This window comes from Bradyrhizobium sp. AC87j1, from assembly GCF_002936975.1.
In the GTDB taxonomy this organism is placed as follows: Bacteria; Pseudomonadota; Alphaproteobacteria; order Rhizobiales; family Xanthobacteraceae; genus Bradyrhizobium; species Bradyrhizobium shewense.
In genome coordinates this window covers 87,788-103,719 of the sequence record NZ_PTFE01000017.1, presented here as the reverse complement: position 1 = coordinate 103,719, position 15,932 = coordinate 87,788, and the positions used below count along the sequence as shown (strand labels likewise).

The window sequence follows — 15,932 nt, the reverse complement described above, 5'->3', positions numbered from 1 at the left end:
GTTTCGCGCATCGCCATCGGACGCCGTCGATCCCGCCTTGGCCGCGAACGCAATCATCGTGTTCGGGCTGGTCGGCTCGACCTTGGCGAGCCCGCGCCCGACGGCGCGTGAAGCCAGCGTGCGTTTCATCGACTTGGCGAACGGGTTGTCGCGGCAGGCATCCAGGATGATCAGGCGCAGCTGCTTGGCCGGCTCGACCGCGAACAGCGCGCGTTCGACCGGAATGGTCTCGTCGAGAACGTCGCCATCCGTCTCCAGTGTCGCGTCGGTCGGAATGAGATAGTTGGCTCCATCGAGCTCGATGCCGTGGCCGGCGTAATAGATCACCGCCATGTCCGCATCGCGCGACCTGCCGGCAAACTCGCGCAGCATGCGCCGCATCTCGCTGGCACTGAGATCCAGCCTGACGTCGACGGAATCAAAGCCCGCCTTCTTGAACATGCCGCCGACCAGCGTGGCGTCGTTCACGGGATTGCCGAGCTTGGGCGCGCTCTTGTAAGCGGAATTGCCGATCACGAGCGCGACCCGCCGGTCGGCATGCGCCGGTCCGCAGGCAAGGCCAATCGCGAATATCAACAAGACAAACAGTCGAAACGGAATCACTTGCGTCCCCCCGGATGCAATTCCCTGAGACTATTCGCTAGCGTCGCCGATTGCTAATTCTTCCTATGTGATTTTCATCACATAGAGGTCTCTAACGGCGACATGGATAATGCGGCGAAGCGTCGCCCTCGCCCCAGTACGCGAGCGTAGGTTGAACCGATCCGGTTCAACCTACCTGCGCATGCACCACCCGGTGTCGCATCACGAAGGGCGCAAGCAGCGTGTTACGCGGAGCCCGTCATCGGGGTTGCAGAGCGTAGACCCGTTGGCTTGCTCGCCTTCGGCAGGCGAGCGGTCTCGTCTGACGCGAGAGGCAGGGTGAACTGAAAGACGGCGCCGCGAGGCTCGTTTGCGCCCGCCCACATCCGCCCGCCATGCTCCTCGATGATCGAGCGGCAGATGGCGAGGCCCATCCCCATGCCTGTGGGCTTGGTGGTGTAGAAGGCTTCGAACAGGGTCTCTACATTCTTCGGATCCAGCCCCGGACCGGAATCCCGCAAGGTGACGAGCACGCCGTCCGATGCATCCCGACCGGTGCTGATCAGCAACTCGCGTCCCCCCTCGCCGACAGCGGCCATCGCCTCGACCGCGTTGACAATCAGGTTGAGCAGCACTTGCTGAATTTGAACCCGATCTGCCTGAATGGGCGGCAAGCCTTCGGCAAGTTGCGTTTGCACCGAGACGCCGTTCTTGAACGCTTCACTGCGGGTCAACGCGATGACATCAAGCACCGCCTGGTTGATCTCCATGTCCTCCTTTTGCGGGGGCGCCTTCCTGATAAGCGCCCGGATCCGGCCGATAACGTCGCCGGCTCGCATGCCGTCGCCGGTGATCCAGTCGAACGTCTGTCGAACTCGCTCCAGATTGGGTGGTTGAGCCCCCAGCCAGTTCAACCCGGCCTCGGCGTTCGCCACTATTGCGGCGATCGGCTGGTTGACTTCATGGGCAATCGAAGCGGTGAGTTGTCCCATCGTCGTAACGCGATTGGCGTGCGCGAGCTCCATTAGGGCTTCACGGTAGCGCCGCTCGTGTTCGCGAGATTCGGCTTCCGCCCGCTTGAGAGCCGTCAGATCAAGGACGAAGCCGACCCCCTGGTCCGTGCCTTCTCCAAACATGGTCCCGCCGATCAGCACGGGCACGCGGCTTCCGTCCTTCCGCACATACTCCTTCTCGAATGCCTGGGCCGTCCCGACCCGCTTCAACTCCGCCACGGTTTCTAAGTCGCGGCCGCGCCATTCCGGCGGCGTGAGGTCGGTCCGATGCAGGCGGCCTGAGACCAGATCCTCCCGGTCGTATCCCACGATACGCAGGAATGCATCATTGGCCTCGAAAATGCGCCCCTCGACTTCCCAGATGATGATGCCGATGATGTTGGCATCGAACAGGCGCCGGATCTTGGTATCTCGCGCGGCAAGATCACTCTGGAGCTGGATGTTCTCCTCGGTCGTTTTTCTCCGCCGTTTCGCTTCGAGCCGCGCGAGCGCGAGCGCCGCGCCGGCCAACGCGACGACGAGGACAACGGCGCCGGCGATCAGCCAGGTCCAGCGTCGCTCAAATGCTTCGGCGCGCGACTCCCGGTCGGCGAGCCGAAAGCGCTCGTGATCTACCATCTGGTCGATTTGCGAGCGGATCTCGTCCATGCTGCGGATCATTGCCAGCGCGGCCAGCCCGGACGTGCCGGCCGTCTTCAGCAGCTCGTCGATCTCGCGCAGCGTTGCTGCAATGGTCAATGCCACATGTCCGGCCCGAAGGCCCTGCAACGGATCGTCCGCGACCAGCGTCTGCAGCGCCTGAGCCTCCCGGCGTACACTTTCGTCAGAGACGCCGTAGGCCTTGAGATAGGCGGGGTCGAGGGTCATGAGATACCCGCGCCTTTCGGTCTCCAGTTCCGCGACGATCGCCCGCAGCCGATCGAGCGTTTCGAGTACCTGGCGGCTATGCTCGACGAAGTGATGAGCTGCTTGCCGCTCCTGCCAATATTGCAGGCCGAGGAAGCCGGTCGCGGCAAACAGGGTCACAAGCACTGCGACCGCAAGGATTAGCGGACGAGCAAACCATCGCAAAGACAGAGCCGGAGCAGAGGCTGATATTTGCCTAGGGTCATGCTCGCGTGAACGGCGCGTCTTCTGGTGCCAAGGCCAGAGCATTGCTAGAATGATAGCATGGATAGGCCCGCAAGGGTGAGCCGGGAACCCTGACTAGGTTACATCGGCTTCGGCCCCCGTAAGTCGACTGGCGAGGGCCACGATGTCGCAGGGTGTAACCCCGCTCACGTGTCGTGAATGACTGCCTTGGTGAAGGAGCATTAGCATGGCGCAGGGTGAAAACTCACTGAACCGTCAAATGCCCGCCAGCCGGCGCAGTTTCATCAAGGGATTGGGCGCGGCGGGGGCGGTGCTGCCGGCCCTTGGCGTGCTACCGCGGTGGAGTTTTGCCCAGGATGCCGCGATCCGCGCCAACGCCGCGATCGACTGGAAGCAATTTGCGGGACAGACGATCGCGCTTTCGGGCGCGATCCATCCGTGGTCGAATGCGATCACGCCGCTGTTGCCGGAGTTCACCATACTCACCGGCATCAACGTCACCATCGATTTCCAGCTGGAGACCACATATCTCGGGGCGCTGCCGATCAGGCTCGCCCGCGGTAGCAGCACGCCTGACGTCTTCATGTTCACGACCTATGGCCAGGGCATCTCGAACGGATGGCTGGAGCCACTGAACGGCTATTATTCCAACAGGTCGCTGACCGACCCCGCCTGGTATGACGAGAGCGACCTGCTCAAGACGGCCCGAGCCTTCCCGCTGTGGTCGGACGGCGAACGCTACGCCGTCCCGATTACCTCGGAGGCGATGACACTGTTCATCAACAGGGATGCGCTGGCAGCCAAGGACCAGCCGATTCCCCAGACCTTCGAAGAGCTGCTTGTCACCGCCAAGGCGGTCAAGGCCGGCGGGATGTCGGGGATCGCCATGCGGGCCCAGGCGGGCGGCAATTCCTCCCCACCGGCCATGGGCTTCGTGTTCTCCTACGGTGGGGCCATGGTCGAGCACAACAGGGTCGTTTTCGCGAGCCCGGAGGCGATCGCGGCCGTCGAGATGTACGGACATCTGCTCAGTCAGGCCGGGCCTGCCGGCGTCGGCAGCTATGAATGGTACAACGTGCTGGACGACTTCCTGCAGGGGCGGACGGCCATGGCAATCGACAGCAGCAACTTCGCTACCGACATCTCCAATCCAGCGAAAAGCCGTGTCGCCAAGCAGGCTGGATTTGCAATCTTTCCGCATCTCGCCGGTCGCAGACCCGTCCCCTTCATGTCGCACTGGCAGGCGTGCATCAATTCCAAATCTCGAAACAAGCGGGCGGCTTTCCTGTTCCTGCTCTGGGCGACGAGCAAGGCGACCTCGCTGCAGACTGCTGCAGCGGGGCTGGCGACGACACGCGTGTCGGCCTGGTCGAGCGAGGGCTTCAAGAAGGCGTTCGGCTCGCAAGCCGCCGAAGCGGCGCTGACCAACTTGCAGAATGCGGATGTCGACCGGGCCAAGGCAATCCTTTTCCATCCGCAATCGAGACCGATCCTCGACGCCTTCATGATCGGCGTCAATGAAGTGGTCAACGGTGCGAAATCGGCGAAGGACGCGATGACGGGCGCAGCCGAAAGGGCCAATGCGGCGATCCGCGGGTAGCGGCGACGTGTTCTCTAATCGAGGAGCGCTGGAGCCACGCTGTGCGCGGCCCCATCGGCCCTACCCGCTCGACAATGCCGATTAGGCGAAAACCACCTCGTGCCGCATCACGAACGGCGCGAGCAGCTTGTGCACCTCTTCCGCGACGGCCGCCCGCTTGGCCTCCGGCACGTCCGCGATCGTTACCGTCGCGATCGAGCCGTGGCTGCCGTGGGCGCCGACCTTCACCTTGCAATCGACGCCCGTCTCGGTCAGCGGCGTCAGCACTTTGGTGAATACGCGTTGGGCCGCGTCCCAGCGGAGCTGCGGCTTGAACACCTTGCCGACGCCTGTGACCGGCATCGGGTCGATCGGAATGACCTGCACCGGGACAGCCGCGCGCTCTGGCGTGCGCTCGCGCACCCAATTTTCCAGCTCGCCCGGCTCGACCTTGGCGCCCGGCTTCAACTGCACATACCCCACGGGAAGTTCGCCGGCATACGCGTCGGGTTGGCCGACCACGGCGGCGAAGCCGACGGCGGGGTGACGGAACATGATCTCCTCGACCGGCGCGGGATCGATGTTATGGCCGCCACGGATCACGAGGTCCTTGGCGCGACCGGTGATCCAGAGATAGCCGTCTGCGTCGAGCCGGCCGAGGTCGCCGGAATTGACCCAGACCTCGTCGACGAAGGCGCCCTTGTTGTGCTCGTCGTTGAGATAGCCGCCGAATACGCCGGGCCCGGCCATGATGACGACGCCGATCTCATCAGGCGCGCAGTCGCGGATCAGGCGGCCATCGGCATCGAGTTGCACGATGCGCACGCGCGCATAAGGCATGGGAAGGCCGACCGAGCCGAGCCGGATCGGCCGCGATGGATAGGCCAGCGTGTGCACGCTCGAGGTCTCGGTCATGCCGTAGACCTCGACCACGGGCAGCTTCAGCTTGTCCTGGATCGCCGAGCCGACCGCGACGGGGATCGCCGAGCCGCCACCGGCGGCATATTTGAGGCTGGAGATGTCGGCATCGCCTGATGGCACCGCGAGCGTTGCGGCGAGCACCGTCGGCACGCTCGACAGCGCTTCCGGCTTGAAGCGCTCGACCAGGCGCCAGATGTTCTTCACCGCACTCGGATTGCGCCAGCCGCTCGGCGACAGCACGACCAGCGAGCCGCCGCTCGACAGCATCGTCAGCACCTGGGTCAGCGATCCCCCGACGTGAAACAGCGGCATGCCGAACAGCAAATTGGCGCCGGGCTTCGCTCTCAGCAGCAGGTTGAGCGCCCATGCCTGATAGACCTGGTTGGTATGCGTGTGCCGCACCAGCTTGGGCGTTCCGGTGGTGCCGCCGGTGTGGAAATAGGCGGCGATGTCGGCACCCGAAATCTTGCGCCCGCTGACAAGCCGATCCGACGGCTGCTGCTTGATCAGGTCGCTGAAAGCAAAGATGCCATTCGCCGGATCGCCGCCGCCGAACACTTGCACGATCGCCTTGAGGTGCTTGAGTTGCGGGCGGATCTGCTCGACCTTCTGCCAGATGTCGGTGCCCGGCATCGGCCCGAGCGCCACCAGGATTTTGGTGTTCGCAGCTTCCAGGATCTCCGCAATCTGGTGCGGCTCCAAGAGCGGATTGACCGGATTGGCGATGCCGGCGGCCTCCGCGCCGAACTGCGTCACGAAGGCATCCGGCACCAGCGGCAGCATGAAGCTGATGACGTCGTCTTTCTCCGCGCCGAGCGCGTGAAACATGTTGGCAGCCTGCGTGACGCGCGCAATGAAATCGCGATAGGTGACCACCAGCGGCGTGTCGGCAGGATCAGCGTTTTGTAGAAACTGGATCGCCGCACCGTCGGGATTGCGCGCCGCGCCCAATTTGATGGCGTCAAACGTGCTCTCGGCAGCGATGCGGTCCGCATAGGGGACCCGCTCGAACGCCCGGACCTCCTCGTCGGTCAAAAGATCCGGATAGTCGTTGCCAATGAGCCGATCGAGCGCGTGGATGCCCGCCATGGAATTCCGTCCTCCCTCAGATACATGTCCCCGCCCCCTGTCTTTTGACATTTTGGATCGGCGAGGCCCCGACCGATGACCAGCCGGGCGCGGACAGAATGATGGATGATTTGGCGTTCGTCCATTGCCAACGGCCCCGGCGATCGAACGTGACCTGAGCGGCGCTTGAACCTCCGCGGCTGATCCGGGGACCAAGAACTGGCACTGCATTCGCTCGCCAGCGCCCTGCCGCAAGACTTGAGGTCATCATGACGACGCCCCTGCGGAACCGCATCACACGGCTGATCGCCGCATTCGCCATCGCGTCGACGATCGCGCTGCCCCGCGCGGCGCTCGCCGCGGACGGCCAGCTCGACAAGATGCGCGCCAAGATCGCGGCATTCATCACCGACAAGATGGAGAAGCTGGGCGGATCACGCATCATCTACAAGGTGGACAGGGACGCTTTGCGGGAGGCGGTCACCACGGATCTGCGCGACGACGTCTACAAGACCCTGCGCGAGGGTCGGATCGCCTTCTCCGGCCTTACGATTCGTGACGGCGGCGTCGATGTCAAGGTCGCGGACGCCAAGGGCCGCGAACTGCTCACGCGCAAGCTCGCCTCGGCGGCAGAGGGATTGCCCACGCACGCGCTCGCCGTGACCGACGCCGGAGACGGGCTGACCAGGCTTGCGCCGACCGATGCCGCATCCGCCGCACGGCTGCGCGATCTCGTCGAGGATTCCATCGCCATGATCGAGCAGCGCCTCAAGGACGCCGGCGTCACACTGGCCAGCGTCCAGCCTGAGGGAACGGACCGCATCCGCATCTTCCTGCCGGGCATGATGGAGCCCGAGCGCATCACCGCGATCTTCGCCAGGAAGGTCAAGGTCAGCTTCCGCCTGATCGATGTCACGATGTCGGCGGAGCAGGCGCAATCCGGCACGCCTCCGGCGGGCACGGAAGTGATGTTCGGCTTCAAGGACAAGCTTCCCTATCTCGTCAAGGCCAGCGCGCTCGACGGTGACGACATCAGCTACGCGGGACCGGGATTCACGAGCGACACGAAGGAACCGATCGCCTCGTTCCGCTTCAACGGCCGCGGTACGCGACGCTTCGCTCACATCACCGCAGAGAACGTTGGAATGCCCTTCGCCATCGCACTCGACGACAAGGTGATCTCCTCCCCCGTGATCCGCGAGCCCATCACGGGCGGCTCCGTCCAGATTTCCGGCAACTTCACCCTGGAAGAGGCCAACAGCGTCGCCATGTTGCTGCGCGCCGGCTCGCTGCCCGGACGTCTTGGCCCCGTCGAGCAGCAGGTCATCCAACCCGCCGCCAAGCCATAAGGCGAAGATCGTCAGACGCCCCCGCCCGGGGCCATTCGGCCGCTCCGCGACGCCGAAGCCCGCCCCGAATCACGGCCGCGTTGCGCCCGGACGCACAACCAACGGGCAATTGCCGAAACGCCCGATCAGGCTAAAATTTGCCTCTTGCGGCGTGACGGCCAAAGGCTTCATTTCAGGCGGCCGTCATTCGATTTCGGCTATACGTGTCGAGCATACCGACCAAGACTGAAAGCCTTACGCGGGGTTAGTACCATGCCGTCCGGCAGCGCAGACATTTCCTCGATCCTCGACCGCATTCTCGATGCGGCAACGGACAACCTCAGGATCGCGAAGATCCTGGTCCAGATGGGCCTGGACCCGAACAACGTCACCTATGATGCGATCTTCAACCGGCTGCTTGAGATCTTCGTCCACAACATCACGTTTGCCAATCTATTCGCCGCGGTCGGCGCCGGTTTCTTCGTCGCTACCCTCTTGATGCGGACCATGGTGCCCCTGCGCGTTGCCAACATGATCGGCTGCGCGTTTTTTGCCGTTTTCGGCGCGCTCTCCGCGAACGTCGCGACGTTCCTGCTCTATCTGCTGCTGCTCCCGATCAACGCCCTGCGCCTGCGGCAGATGCTCAAGCTGGTCAAGAAAGCGCGCCATGCCGCCGAAGGCGACATGTCGATCGAATGGCTGAAGCCGTTCATGACCGAACGGAAATATCGCCACGGCGACACGCTGTTCAAGCTCGGCGATCCCGCCAAGGAGATGCTGCTCACGGTCACCGGCAAGTTCCTGGTCAAGGAGATCAATGTCGAGATCGGGCCTGGAGCTCTTATGGGCGAGCTCGGCTTCCTGACGCCGGACAACCGCCGCACCGGAACCATCGAATGCGTCGAGGACGGACAGGTGCTGACGATCACCTATGACCGTCTGCTCGAGATTTATTTCCAGGACCCGCAGTTCGGCTATTACTTCCTGGTGCTGACCAGCCAGCGCCTGCTGCAGAACATCGATCGTTTGCAGAAGCAGCTCGCCACGGAGCGGGCGGCCACGACGAACAGGATCGCGTGATCGCCGCTGCTCAGCCTAGCAGCAGCGCCATGCCGGGATCGCCCTTCTCCATCGCGCGCCGGTAGGCCGGGCGGGCACTGACGCGGCCGAGATATTTGACCACGTTCGGGCAGCGTTGGACATCATAGGGCTGGAAGTAGCGCATCGTCGTCAGCGAAAAGCTCATCATGATGTCGGCGGTGGTGAAGGCGTTGCCCGCCAGATATTCGGCGTCGCGAAGGCGCGCGTCGAGGAGATCGTAGGAGCGATCGAGCCGTCGCTTCATGGCAAGCAGGGTCGGGTTGTCCTTTGCAAGATCGAGCCGGTTCAGAATCATCATCCGCCCCATGCCTGGTTGCAAGGTGCCATTGGCGAAGTGAAGCCAATACAGGAACTGCGGGAAGGCGGGATCATTGGGGCCGAGCACCAGACGGCCGTTGCCGTACTTTGCGATGAAGTAGTCGACGATGGCACCGGACTCCGCGAGCACAAGATCGCCGTCGGTCACGACGGGCGCTGCCCCGCTCGGGTGCAGCGCCTTGTACTCCGGCGGCGCCAGCATGGTGACGGGATCGCGTGCATAGCGCTTCAGCTCATAGGAAAGCTCCAGCTCCTCGCACAGCCAGACGATGCGCTCGGACTGAGACTTGCCGAGATGATGGACGGTGAGCATGAGGCCTCCTCCTGCAGCAGTAAGTTGGGCACGTCGTGATGACGCATATAGCAGCCATTGCCAGGGCGGGCTCTCGGTCTTGTGCCCTGGAGACGCAGCGCAGTGCCTTCGTGGGCGGTGCGCTGCAGAGCTGGGGCCTTTCCAGCCGGGTTTCCTGTCCGCGGCGCGTCCAGCGTCCCCCCCCAAAACGGCCCCGCCGCAAAATCGCCCTAAAAACCGAATGGTAACCATGACGGGCTAGGGTAATGACGTGACCAATTCTCCGACGATCCTGGTGTTCGATTCCGGCCTTGGCGGGCTCACGGTGCTCCGCGAGGTCGTGGCCGCGCGTCCGGACGCCCATTTCGCCTACGTCGCCGACGACGCCTTCTTTCCCTACGGCCACCACAGCGAGGACGAGATCATCGCCCGCGTCGTGCCGCTGATGGGGGAACTGATCGGCACGCATGACCCTGATATCGTCGTCATCGCCTGCAACACGGCGTCCACCCTGGTCCTGTCCCACTTGCGCGCCACTTATTCGGTGCCCTTCGTCGGCACGGTGCCGGCGATCAAGCCGGCCTGCGCGCAATCGAGGACCCGCCGCGTCTCGGTGCTCGGCACCAAGGGCACGGTGAAGCGCGAATACACCAAGGCCCTGATCCGCGATTTCGCGCAGGGCTGCGAGGTGACGCTGGTCGGCTCGCCCGAGCTTGCCTCGCTGGCCGAAGCTGAGCTCAGCGGCACTTCCGTCAGCGACGGCGACATCCTGGCCGAACTCGCCCCCTGCTTCGTCGGCGAAGACGCGACCTCGCGCACCGACACCGTCGTGCTCGCCTGCACACATTATCCGCTGCTGCTCGACCGGTTGAAGCGGCTGGCGCCCTGGCCGGTCGACTGGATCGATCCCGCGCCGGCGATCGCCCGCCGCGTCTCGGATCTGCTCGGCCCGCGCATCGGCGGCATCGCACAGGCCGGCGCCGAGATGATCTTCACCTCGAACCGCGTGCACGGCCTTTCGGCCACGCTGACGCCGTTCTTCGGCGGCCGCGCGCTGGCCTGACTTTGCGCATCGGCGCCGCGCTGCTAGGTTTTGCCGTCGTCACCTCACCGCAGGCCTTTCCATGTCGGTCCAGACCCCGCCGCTCAACCGCCTCCGCCAATTGTGGCGCGATGGCCGCCCCGCTTTCGGCGCGATCGCGACCATCCCGAGCGTGCAGATGGTGCAGATCATGGCGCGCTCGCTCGACTGGATCATCGTCGATCTCGAGCATGGACCGATCGGCCTCACTGAAGCGCACGCGATGATCGCCGCGACCACCGGCACGCCGTGCACGCCCCTGGTGCGGATCGCGGCGAATGAGCCGTGGCTTGCGAAGGCGCCGATGGACATCGGCGCCTTCGGCATCAACTTTCCGATGATCACGAACCGCACTGATGCCGAGAAGGCGGTCCGCAGCGTGCGCTACCCGCCGCGCGGCGACCGGCTCTGGGGTCCGTTCCACGCCCCGTTCCGCTGGGGCCAGTCGATGCCGGACTACATGGCAAGCGCCGACGACGAGATGATCTGCATGATCACCATCGAGCATGTCGATGCCGTCAACCGCATCGACGAGATCATGGCGACGCCGGGCATCGACGTCGCGGTGATCGGCCCTGGCGATCTCGCCACCTCCATCAACAAGCGCGGCCAGATGGACGATCCGGAACTGCTGGAGCTGGTCGCGCGCGCCGAGGCCGGCATCCTGAGAAGCGGGGTGCCGATCGGCGGCGTGGCCCGCACCGCCGACCAGGCCAACGCCCTGGTCGACCGCGGCTACCGCGCCATCGCGCTCGGCTTCGACTGGTCGCTGCTCCAGCGCGGCATCCTGGCGGCGTTCGAGGGCATCAGGCGCTGAGCAGGCCGACTGCCACCTTGCCGGGAACTGCGGCCCTGCTAGGGTCGGCCGCATCGGGAGGAAAAACCATGCTCAAGAAGACTTTGCTCGCTCTGACCTTTACTGGCCTCGCCTTCGCGGCCTTCGCCCAGCAGCCCGGCATCAAGCGCACCCCGCTCCAGAAAGTCGAATTTCCGGAGGGCTATAATACCATCACCGCCATTGCGGAGGTCCCGGCGGGCGGCGCGGCCGGACGCCATACCCATCCCGGAATTGAGACCGGTTATGTGCTGGAAGGCGAGCTCAATCTCCTCGTCGAGGGGCAGCCGGAGAAGACCCTGAAGGCCGGCGATTCATACCAGATCCCGGCAGGTGTCGTGCACGACGCCAAGGCTCATGGCGATAAGGCCATGAAAGTGCTGGGAGTTTACGTCGTCGACAAGACCAAGCCGCTAGCTTCGCCGGCTCCCTGATTCGTCGAACCGACCGGCCCCAAGGGGGTTGGTTCATGCTAGAGCAGGCGGCGAGCGGGCGCCCGCTCACTGCACATTTTTTCATCTGTGGGAACCGAAGACCGATGCGGGGGACGTCAAAGCCCATTTCGCTGCCGCGCCGCCTGATTTGCGACCTCATGCGCGCGTCGATGGACGTGCCGTTCGTTTCGCTCTCCCGTTCGCTCAATATCCGCCCCCTGCTCGAGGCACGCGCCGGAGCCGCCGCACCGGCAGGCTGGGCTGCGACCTTCGTCAAGGCGTTCGCCTTGGTCGCCAGGGACGAGCCGATCCTGCGCACCGTCTACGCCAAATGGCCCTGGCCGACGTTCTACGAATTGCCGAACAGCGTGGCGTCGGTGGCGATCGCCCGGGTCGAGGACGGCGAGGAATGCGTGATGCCGCAGCGAATCGCGGCCCCCGAGGCCATGGCGCTGGCCGCGGTCGACGCCGAGATCCGGCGCGGCAAGACGGCGCCGATCGCAGACGTCCCGATGTTCCGGAAGATCATGCGGGCAACCCGCCTGCCGCTGCCGCTGCGGCGCCTGTCCTGGGCGATCGGCCTCAATTTCGGCCGCCAGCGTGGCAATTGGTTCGGCAGTTTTGCGGTGAGCTCGGTGGCCGCCTATGGCGGCGGCGAGCTCCACCCGATCACACCGGGCCCCTTCATCGTCAGCTACGGCCTGGTCGAGCCCGACCAGACCATCCATGTCGTGATTCGCTGGGATCACCGGGTCACCGACGCGGCCCCGATCGCCCGGGTCCTGACCCGGCTGGAACAGGTCCTGAACACTGAAATCGCTGCCGAATTGCGGGCGGCCGGCGCGAAGCCGATAAGAGTGGTCGGGACATAAGCACCGTCGTTCCGGGGCGGCTCACAGAGCCGAACCCGGAACCTCGAAATTCCAGGTTGATGCTGGCGCATCGCCCGGAATGACGGGCTAAACAATTGACAGCGAACCCCAAACTCCCCTAAAAGCCGCCTGCTCGCGGGCCGATTTCGGCCCGCGAAGCGTTTCGCGACCCGTGGTCCTCTCCCTTGAAGCTTTGGGGATCGGACCTGTCAGTGCCGGGCTAGCCCGTCACACAGGAGGGCGCGTTTCCTCAAACCATGTACCTGAAGAGGACGCGATGACTAAGCGCAGTGAGGCGAAGTACAAACTCGATCGCCGTATGGGCCAGAACATCTGGGGCCGCCCGAAGAGCCCCGTGAATCGCCGCGAGTACGGCCCCGGCCAGCATGGCCAGCGCCGCAAGGGCAAGCTCTCGGACTTCGGCGTGCAGCTGCGCGCCAAGCAGAAGCTGAAGGGCTACTACGCCAACATCTCCGAGCGTCAGTTCCACGGCATCTATGTCGAGGCGAGCCGCCTCAAGGGTGACACCGGCGAGAACCTGATCGGCCTGCTGGAGCGTCGTCTCGACGCGGTCGTCTACCGCGCCAAGTTCGTCTCGACGATCTTCGCTGCCCGCCAGTTCATCAACCACGGCCACATCAAGGTGAACGGCCGCAAGGTCAACATCTCGAGCTATCAGCTCAAGGTCGGCGACGTGATCGAGGTCAAGGAAGCCTCCAAGCAGCTCGCCCACGTGCTCGAAGCCAGCCAGCTCCCCGAGCGCGACACCCCGGACTATCTCGAAGTCGACCACGGCAAGATGACCGCGAAATACGTGCGCATCCCCGGCCTCTCCGACGTGCCGTTCCCGGTGCAGATGGAGCCGCATCTGGTCGTCGAATTCTATTCGCGCTAATATCTGAGTATCGAAAGGCCCCGGTTCGCCGGGGCCTTTTTGCTTAAGAGCCACAATTCAGTGGCCGCAATGCGTTAGGAGCCGTCGCATGCTCTACACCCCTCCCCCTGTTGATCCCAAGGCGCCGCCGGTGCGCATCAATCTGCTCTCGGACACGCAGACCAAGCCGACGGCCGCGATGCGCGACGCCATGGCGCGGGCTGAGGTCGGCGACGAGCAGGTCGGTGACGATCCGACCGTGAATGCGCTGTGCGAGCGCGTCGCCGCGCTGATGGGCAAGGAAGCCGCGGTCTACATGCCCTCGGGCACGATGTGCAACGTCACCGCGACGCTGGTGCATTGCCGTCCCGGCGACGAGATCCTGGCGCACGAGACCGCGCACATCATCGCCCGCGAAGGCGGCGCGCATGCGGCGATCGGCGGTTTTCAGGTGACGCAGCTCAGGGGGCCCGACGGCCAGTTCACGCCGGAGACATTCCGGAAAGCCCTGCATCCACGCACGCGCTACCAGCCGCCGCAGACCGTCGTCAGCGTCGAGCAGACCGCCAATATCGGCGGCGGCACGATCTGGAAGAAGGCCGCGCTCGACGAGATCGTCGCGATCGCGAAACAGCACGGCCTCGTCACCCACATGGACGGCGCGCGCCTGCTCAACGCCACCGTCGCCAGCGGCATCTCCCCGCGCGACATGACCGCCGGCTGGGACTCGGCCTGGATCGACTTCTCCAAGGGCCTGGGCGCACCGATCGGTGGCGTGCTCGCGGGCTCGCGCGCCTTCATTGATGCGGTCTGGCAGTGGAAGCAGCGCCTCGGCGGATCGATGCGGCAGGCCGGCATCTGCGCCGCCGCCTGCATCTACGCGCTCGACCATCACGTCGACCGCCTCGCCGACGACCACGCCAATGCGCGCGCGCTCGCCCGCGGGCTGTCGCAGATCCCCGGCGTCGAGGTGCAGGAGCCCGAGACCAATCTCGTATTTTTCAAGCCCGACGGCGCCGGCATTGCCGGCGACAAGATGGTTGCGGCGCTGCGCCAGCGCGGCGTGACGCTCGCGATGATGGACGGCCGCATCCGCGCCTGCACCCATCTCGACGTCAATGCGGCCCAGATCGAGGAGACGATCGGGTACGTCAGAGAGATCGTGCGCGGGGCGTAGCTCTTGTAGCCCGGATGGAGCGAAGCGAAATCCGGGGCAGTTTTCCGTTGGCGCGAATCCCGGATTGCGCTGCGCTCCTTCCCGGCTACGAAGAAACGCCTGCGCTCAGCGCCCCATCGCCTGATAGATCAGCGTCTTCAACGCCAGCTGGATCCGGCCGCGTTGCGACGGGGTTTGCACCATGAAGATCCCGAACAGGTCGTCCTCGGGATCGATGAAGAAGAAGGTGCCGCCGACGCCGTCCCAGCGATATTCACCAAGCGGCCATGACGTCCCCGGGGGCACCGAAGTGCGCACCGCAAAACCGAGGCCGAAGCCGGAGCTGCCGCCCGGATAATAGTTCTGATCGCGCGCGATCTTCGTTTCCGGCCCGATGTGATCCGACGCCATCAGCGCGATGGTCTCGGGCTTGAGATAGCGCCGGCCTTCATAGCTGCCACCATTCAGCAGCATCTGCGCGAAGCGGGCGTAGTCGCCGACTGTGCCGACCATCCCCCCGCCGCCCGATTCCCACTTCACCGGCCGCCTGATATCGCGAACCTGCGTCGTCGGATTGATGTTGCGATCCTCCGGCATCGGCTCGGCAACGCGCGGGAATTTAGCGGGATCGGCGACGAAGAACGCCGTCTCGGTCATGCCGAGCGGATCGAGCAGCCGTTCCCTCTCGAACTGGAGCAGCGTCTTTCCCGAGATCACCTCGACGACGCGGCCGAGCACGTCGGTGGAGAAACCGTAGTCCCACACCGTGCCCGGCTGCTCGACCAGCGGCAGCGTGGCGATTTTCGCGGCGAAGTCGGCATTGCTGAGATTGCTGTTGAAGAGATTGGCTTCGGCATAGAGCTCGCGCACTGCGCCGCCGTCATGATAGCCGTAAGGCAGCCCCGAGGTGTGGCGCAAGAGGTCCTTGATCGTGACGGGACGCTCCAGCGGCTCCAGCGCCAGAGCGACCTTGCTATCCTCGGCCTTCTTCTCCACGCCGACCTTCATGCCGGCGAAAGCAGGAATGTATTTCGAGACCGGATCGTCGAGCGCGAGCTTGCCCTCCTCGACCAGCATCATCGCCATGACTGATGTGATCGGCTTCGACATCGAATAGAGACGGAAGATCGTGTCAGCGCTCATCGAACTCTCGGTCGCGACATCGCGAACGCCGAAATTCTCGTAATAGACCGGCTTGCCATGCTGCTGGAGCAGCAAAATGGCGCCGGGAATCTTGCCGGTGGCGATCTCGTTCCGGATGTAGTCGGAAACCTTTGCAAGGCCCTCGGGCGAGAAGTTGCGCGCGGCGCGCTCGGAGCTCGCCTGCGCACTCACGACACCGAACAGAAAGGCGAGCGCCGCGATCAGCGCGCGACGCCCGTTCAT

Annotated in this window: 14 protein-coding genes; 9 read left to right on the top strand and 5 right to left on the bottom strand. The window is 64.5% G+C overall.

Annotated features, from left to right (window positions below):
• Both CV770_RS12160 and CV770_RS44030 read right to left on the bottom strand, forming a co-directional pair.
• Positions 1–603, bottom strand: a 603-nt coding sequence (locus CV770_RS12160; protein ID WP_146101278.1) for a caspase family protein, incomplete at its 3' end; no start/stop codon positions are given.
• 224 nt (positions 604–827) lie between these two features.
• Positions 828–2,750, bottom strand: a complete 1,923-nt coding sequence (locus CV770_RS44030) for a CHASE3 domain-containing protein (RefSeq protein WP_104462503.1) — start codon at positions 2,748–2,750, stop codon at positions 828–830.
• A gap of 163 nt (positions 2,751–2,913) precedes the next feature.
• On the opposite strand from CV770_RS44030, the gene CV770_RS12150 reads away from it, so the two are divergent.
• Positions 2,914–4,287, top strand: coding sequence for an ABC transporter substrate-binding protein (locus tag CV770_RS12150; RefSeq protein ID WP_104462502.1), 1,374 nt, complete (start codon positions 2,914–2,916; stop codon positions 4,285–4,287).
• An 81-nt stretch (positions 4,288–4,368) separates the two neighbouring features.
• Here CV770_RS12150 and CV770_RS12145 read toward each other — a convergent pair whose 3' ends face one another.
• Positions 4,369–6,276 carry an acyl-CoA synthetase gene (locus CV770_RS12145; RefSeq protein ID WP_104462501.1) on the bottom strand — a complete coding sequence of 636 codons (1,908 nt, stop codon included), beginning with the start codon at positions 6,274–6,276 and terminating at the stop codon, positions 4,369–4,371.
• A 248-nt stretch (positions 6,277–6,524) separates the two neighbouring features.
• Here CV770_RS12145 and CV770_RS12140 point away from each other — a divergent pair, with 248 nt between their 5' ends.
• Both CV770_RS12140 and CV770_RS12135 read left to right on the top strand, forming a co-directional pair.
• On the top strand, positions 6,525–7,604 hold the full coding sequence (locus CV770_RS12140; protein WP_104462500.1) for a SecDF P1 head subdomain-containing protein: 1,080 nt from the start codon (positions 6,525–6,527) through the stop codon (positions 7,602–7,604).
• Positions 7,605–7,856: 252 nt separating this feature from the next.
• Complete coding sequence (locus CV770_RS12135) at positions 7,857–8,663, top strand: Crp/Fnr family transcriptional regulator (protein WP_091965907.1); 807 nt, start codon at positions 7,857–7,859, stop codon at positions 8,661–8,663.
• Positions 8,664–8,673: 10 nt separating this feature from the next.
• Here CV770_RS12135 and CV770_RS12130 read toward each other — a convergent pair whose 3' ends face one another.
• Positions 8,674–9,315, bottom strand: a complete 642-nt coding sequence (locus CV770_RS12130; RefSeq protein WP_104462499.1) for a glutathione S-transferase family protein — start codon at positions 9,313–9,315, stop codon at positions 8,674–8,676.
• A 250-nt stretch (positions 9,316–9,565) separates the two neighbouring features.
• On the opposite strand from CV770_RS12130, the gene murI reads away from it, so the two are divergent.
• The 6 genes from murI (at position 9,566) to CV770_RS12100 (ending at position 14,567) form a co-directional block, all read left to right on the top strand.
• Positions 9,566–10,357, top strand: a complete 792-nt coding sequence (murI, locus tag CV770_RS12125; RefSeq protein WP_104462498.1) for a glutamate racemase — start codon at positions 9,566–9,568, stop codon at positions 10,355–10,357.
• Positions 10,358–10,418: 61 nt separating this feature from the next.
• Entirely contained in the window at positions 10,419–11,192 is a 774-nt protein-coding gene (locus tag CV770_RS12120) for an HpcH/HpaI aldolase family protein (protein WP_104462497.1), read from the top strand.
• A 68-nt stretch (positions 11,193–11,260) separates the two neighbouring features.
• The gene (locus CV770_RS12115; RefSeq protein WP_091965903.1) at positions 11,261–11,644 is read left to right on the top strand and encodes a cupin domain-containing protein; all 384 of its coding nucleotides are present in this window, start codon (positions 11,261–11,263) and stop codon (positions 11,642–11,644) included.
• Between the two features lie 104 nt (positions 11,645–11,748).
• Positions 11,749–12,516, top strand: a complete 768-nt coding sequence (locus CV770_RS12110; RefSeq protein WP_104462496.1) for an acyltransferase — start codon at positions 11,749–11,751, stop codon at positions 12,514–12,516.
• Positions 12,517–12,793: 277 nt separating this feature from the next.
• Positions 12,794–13,411: a 30S ribosomal protein S4 gene (gene rpsD / locus CV770_RS12105; protein ID WP_018316575.1), complete on the top strand. Its 618-nt coding sequence runs from the start codon at positions 12,794–12,796 to the stop codon at positions 13,409–13,411.
• A gap of 88 nt (positions 13,412–13,499) precedes the next feature.
• Positions 13,500–14,567 (top strand): threonine aldolase family protein, encoded by a 1,068-nt coding sequence (locus CV770_RS12100; protein WP_091965901.1) that lies wholly within the window; start codon positions 13,500–13,502, stop codon positions 14,565–14,567.
• A gap of 105 nt (positions 14,568–14,672) precedes the next feature.
• On the opposite strand, the gene CV770_RS12095 is transcribed toward CV770_RS12100, so the two are convergent.
• Complete coding sequence (locus tag CV770_RS12095; RefSeq protein ID WP_201759812.1) at positions 14,673–15,932, bottom strand: serine hydrolase domain-containing protein; 1,260 nt, start codon at positions 15,930–15,932, stop codon at positions 14,673–14,675.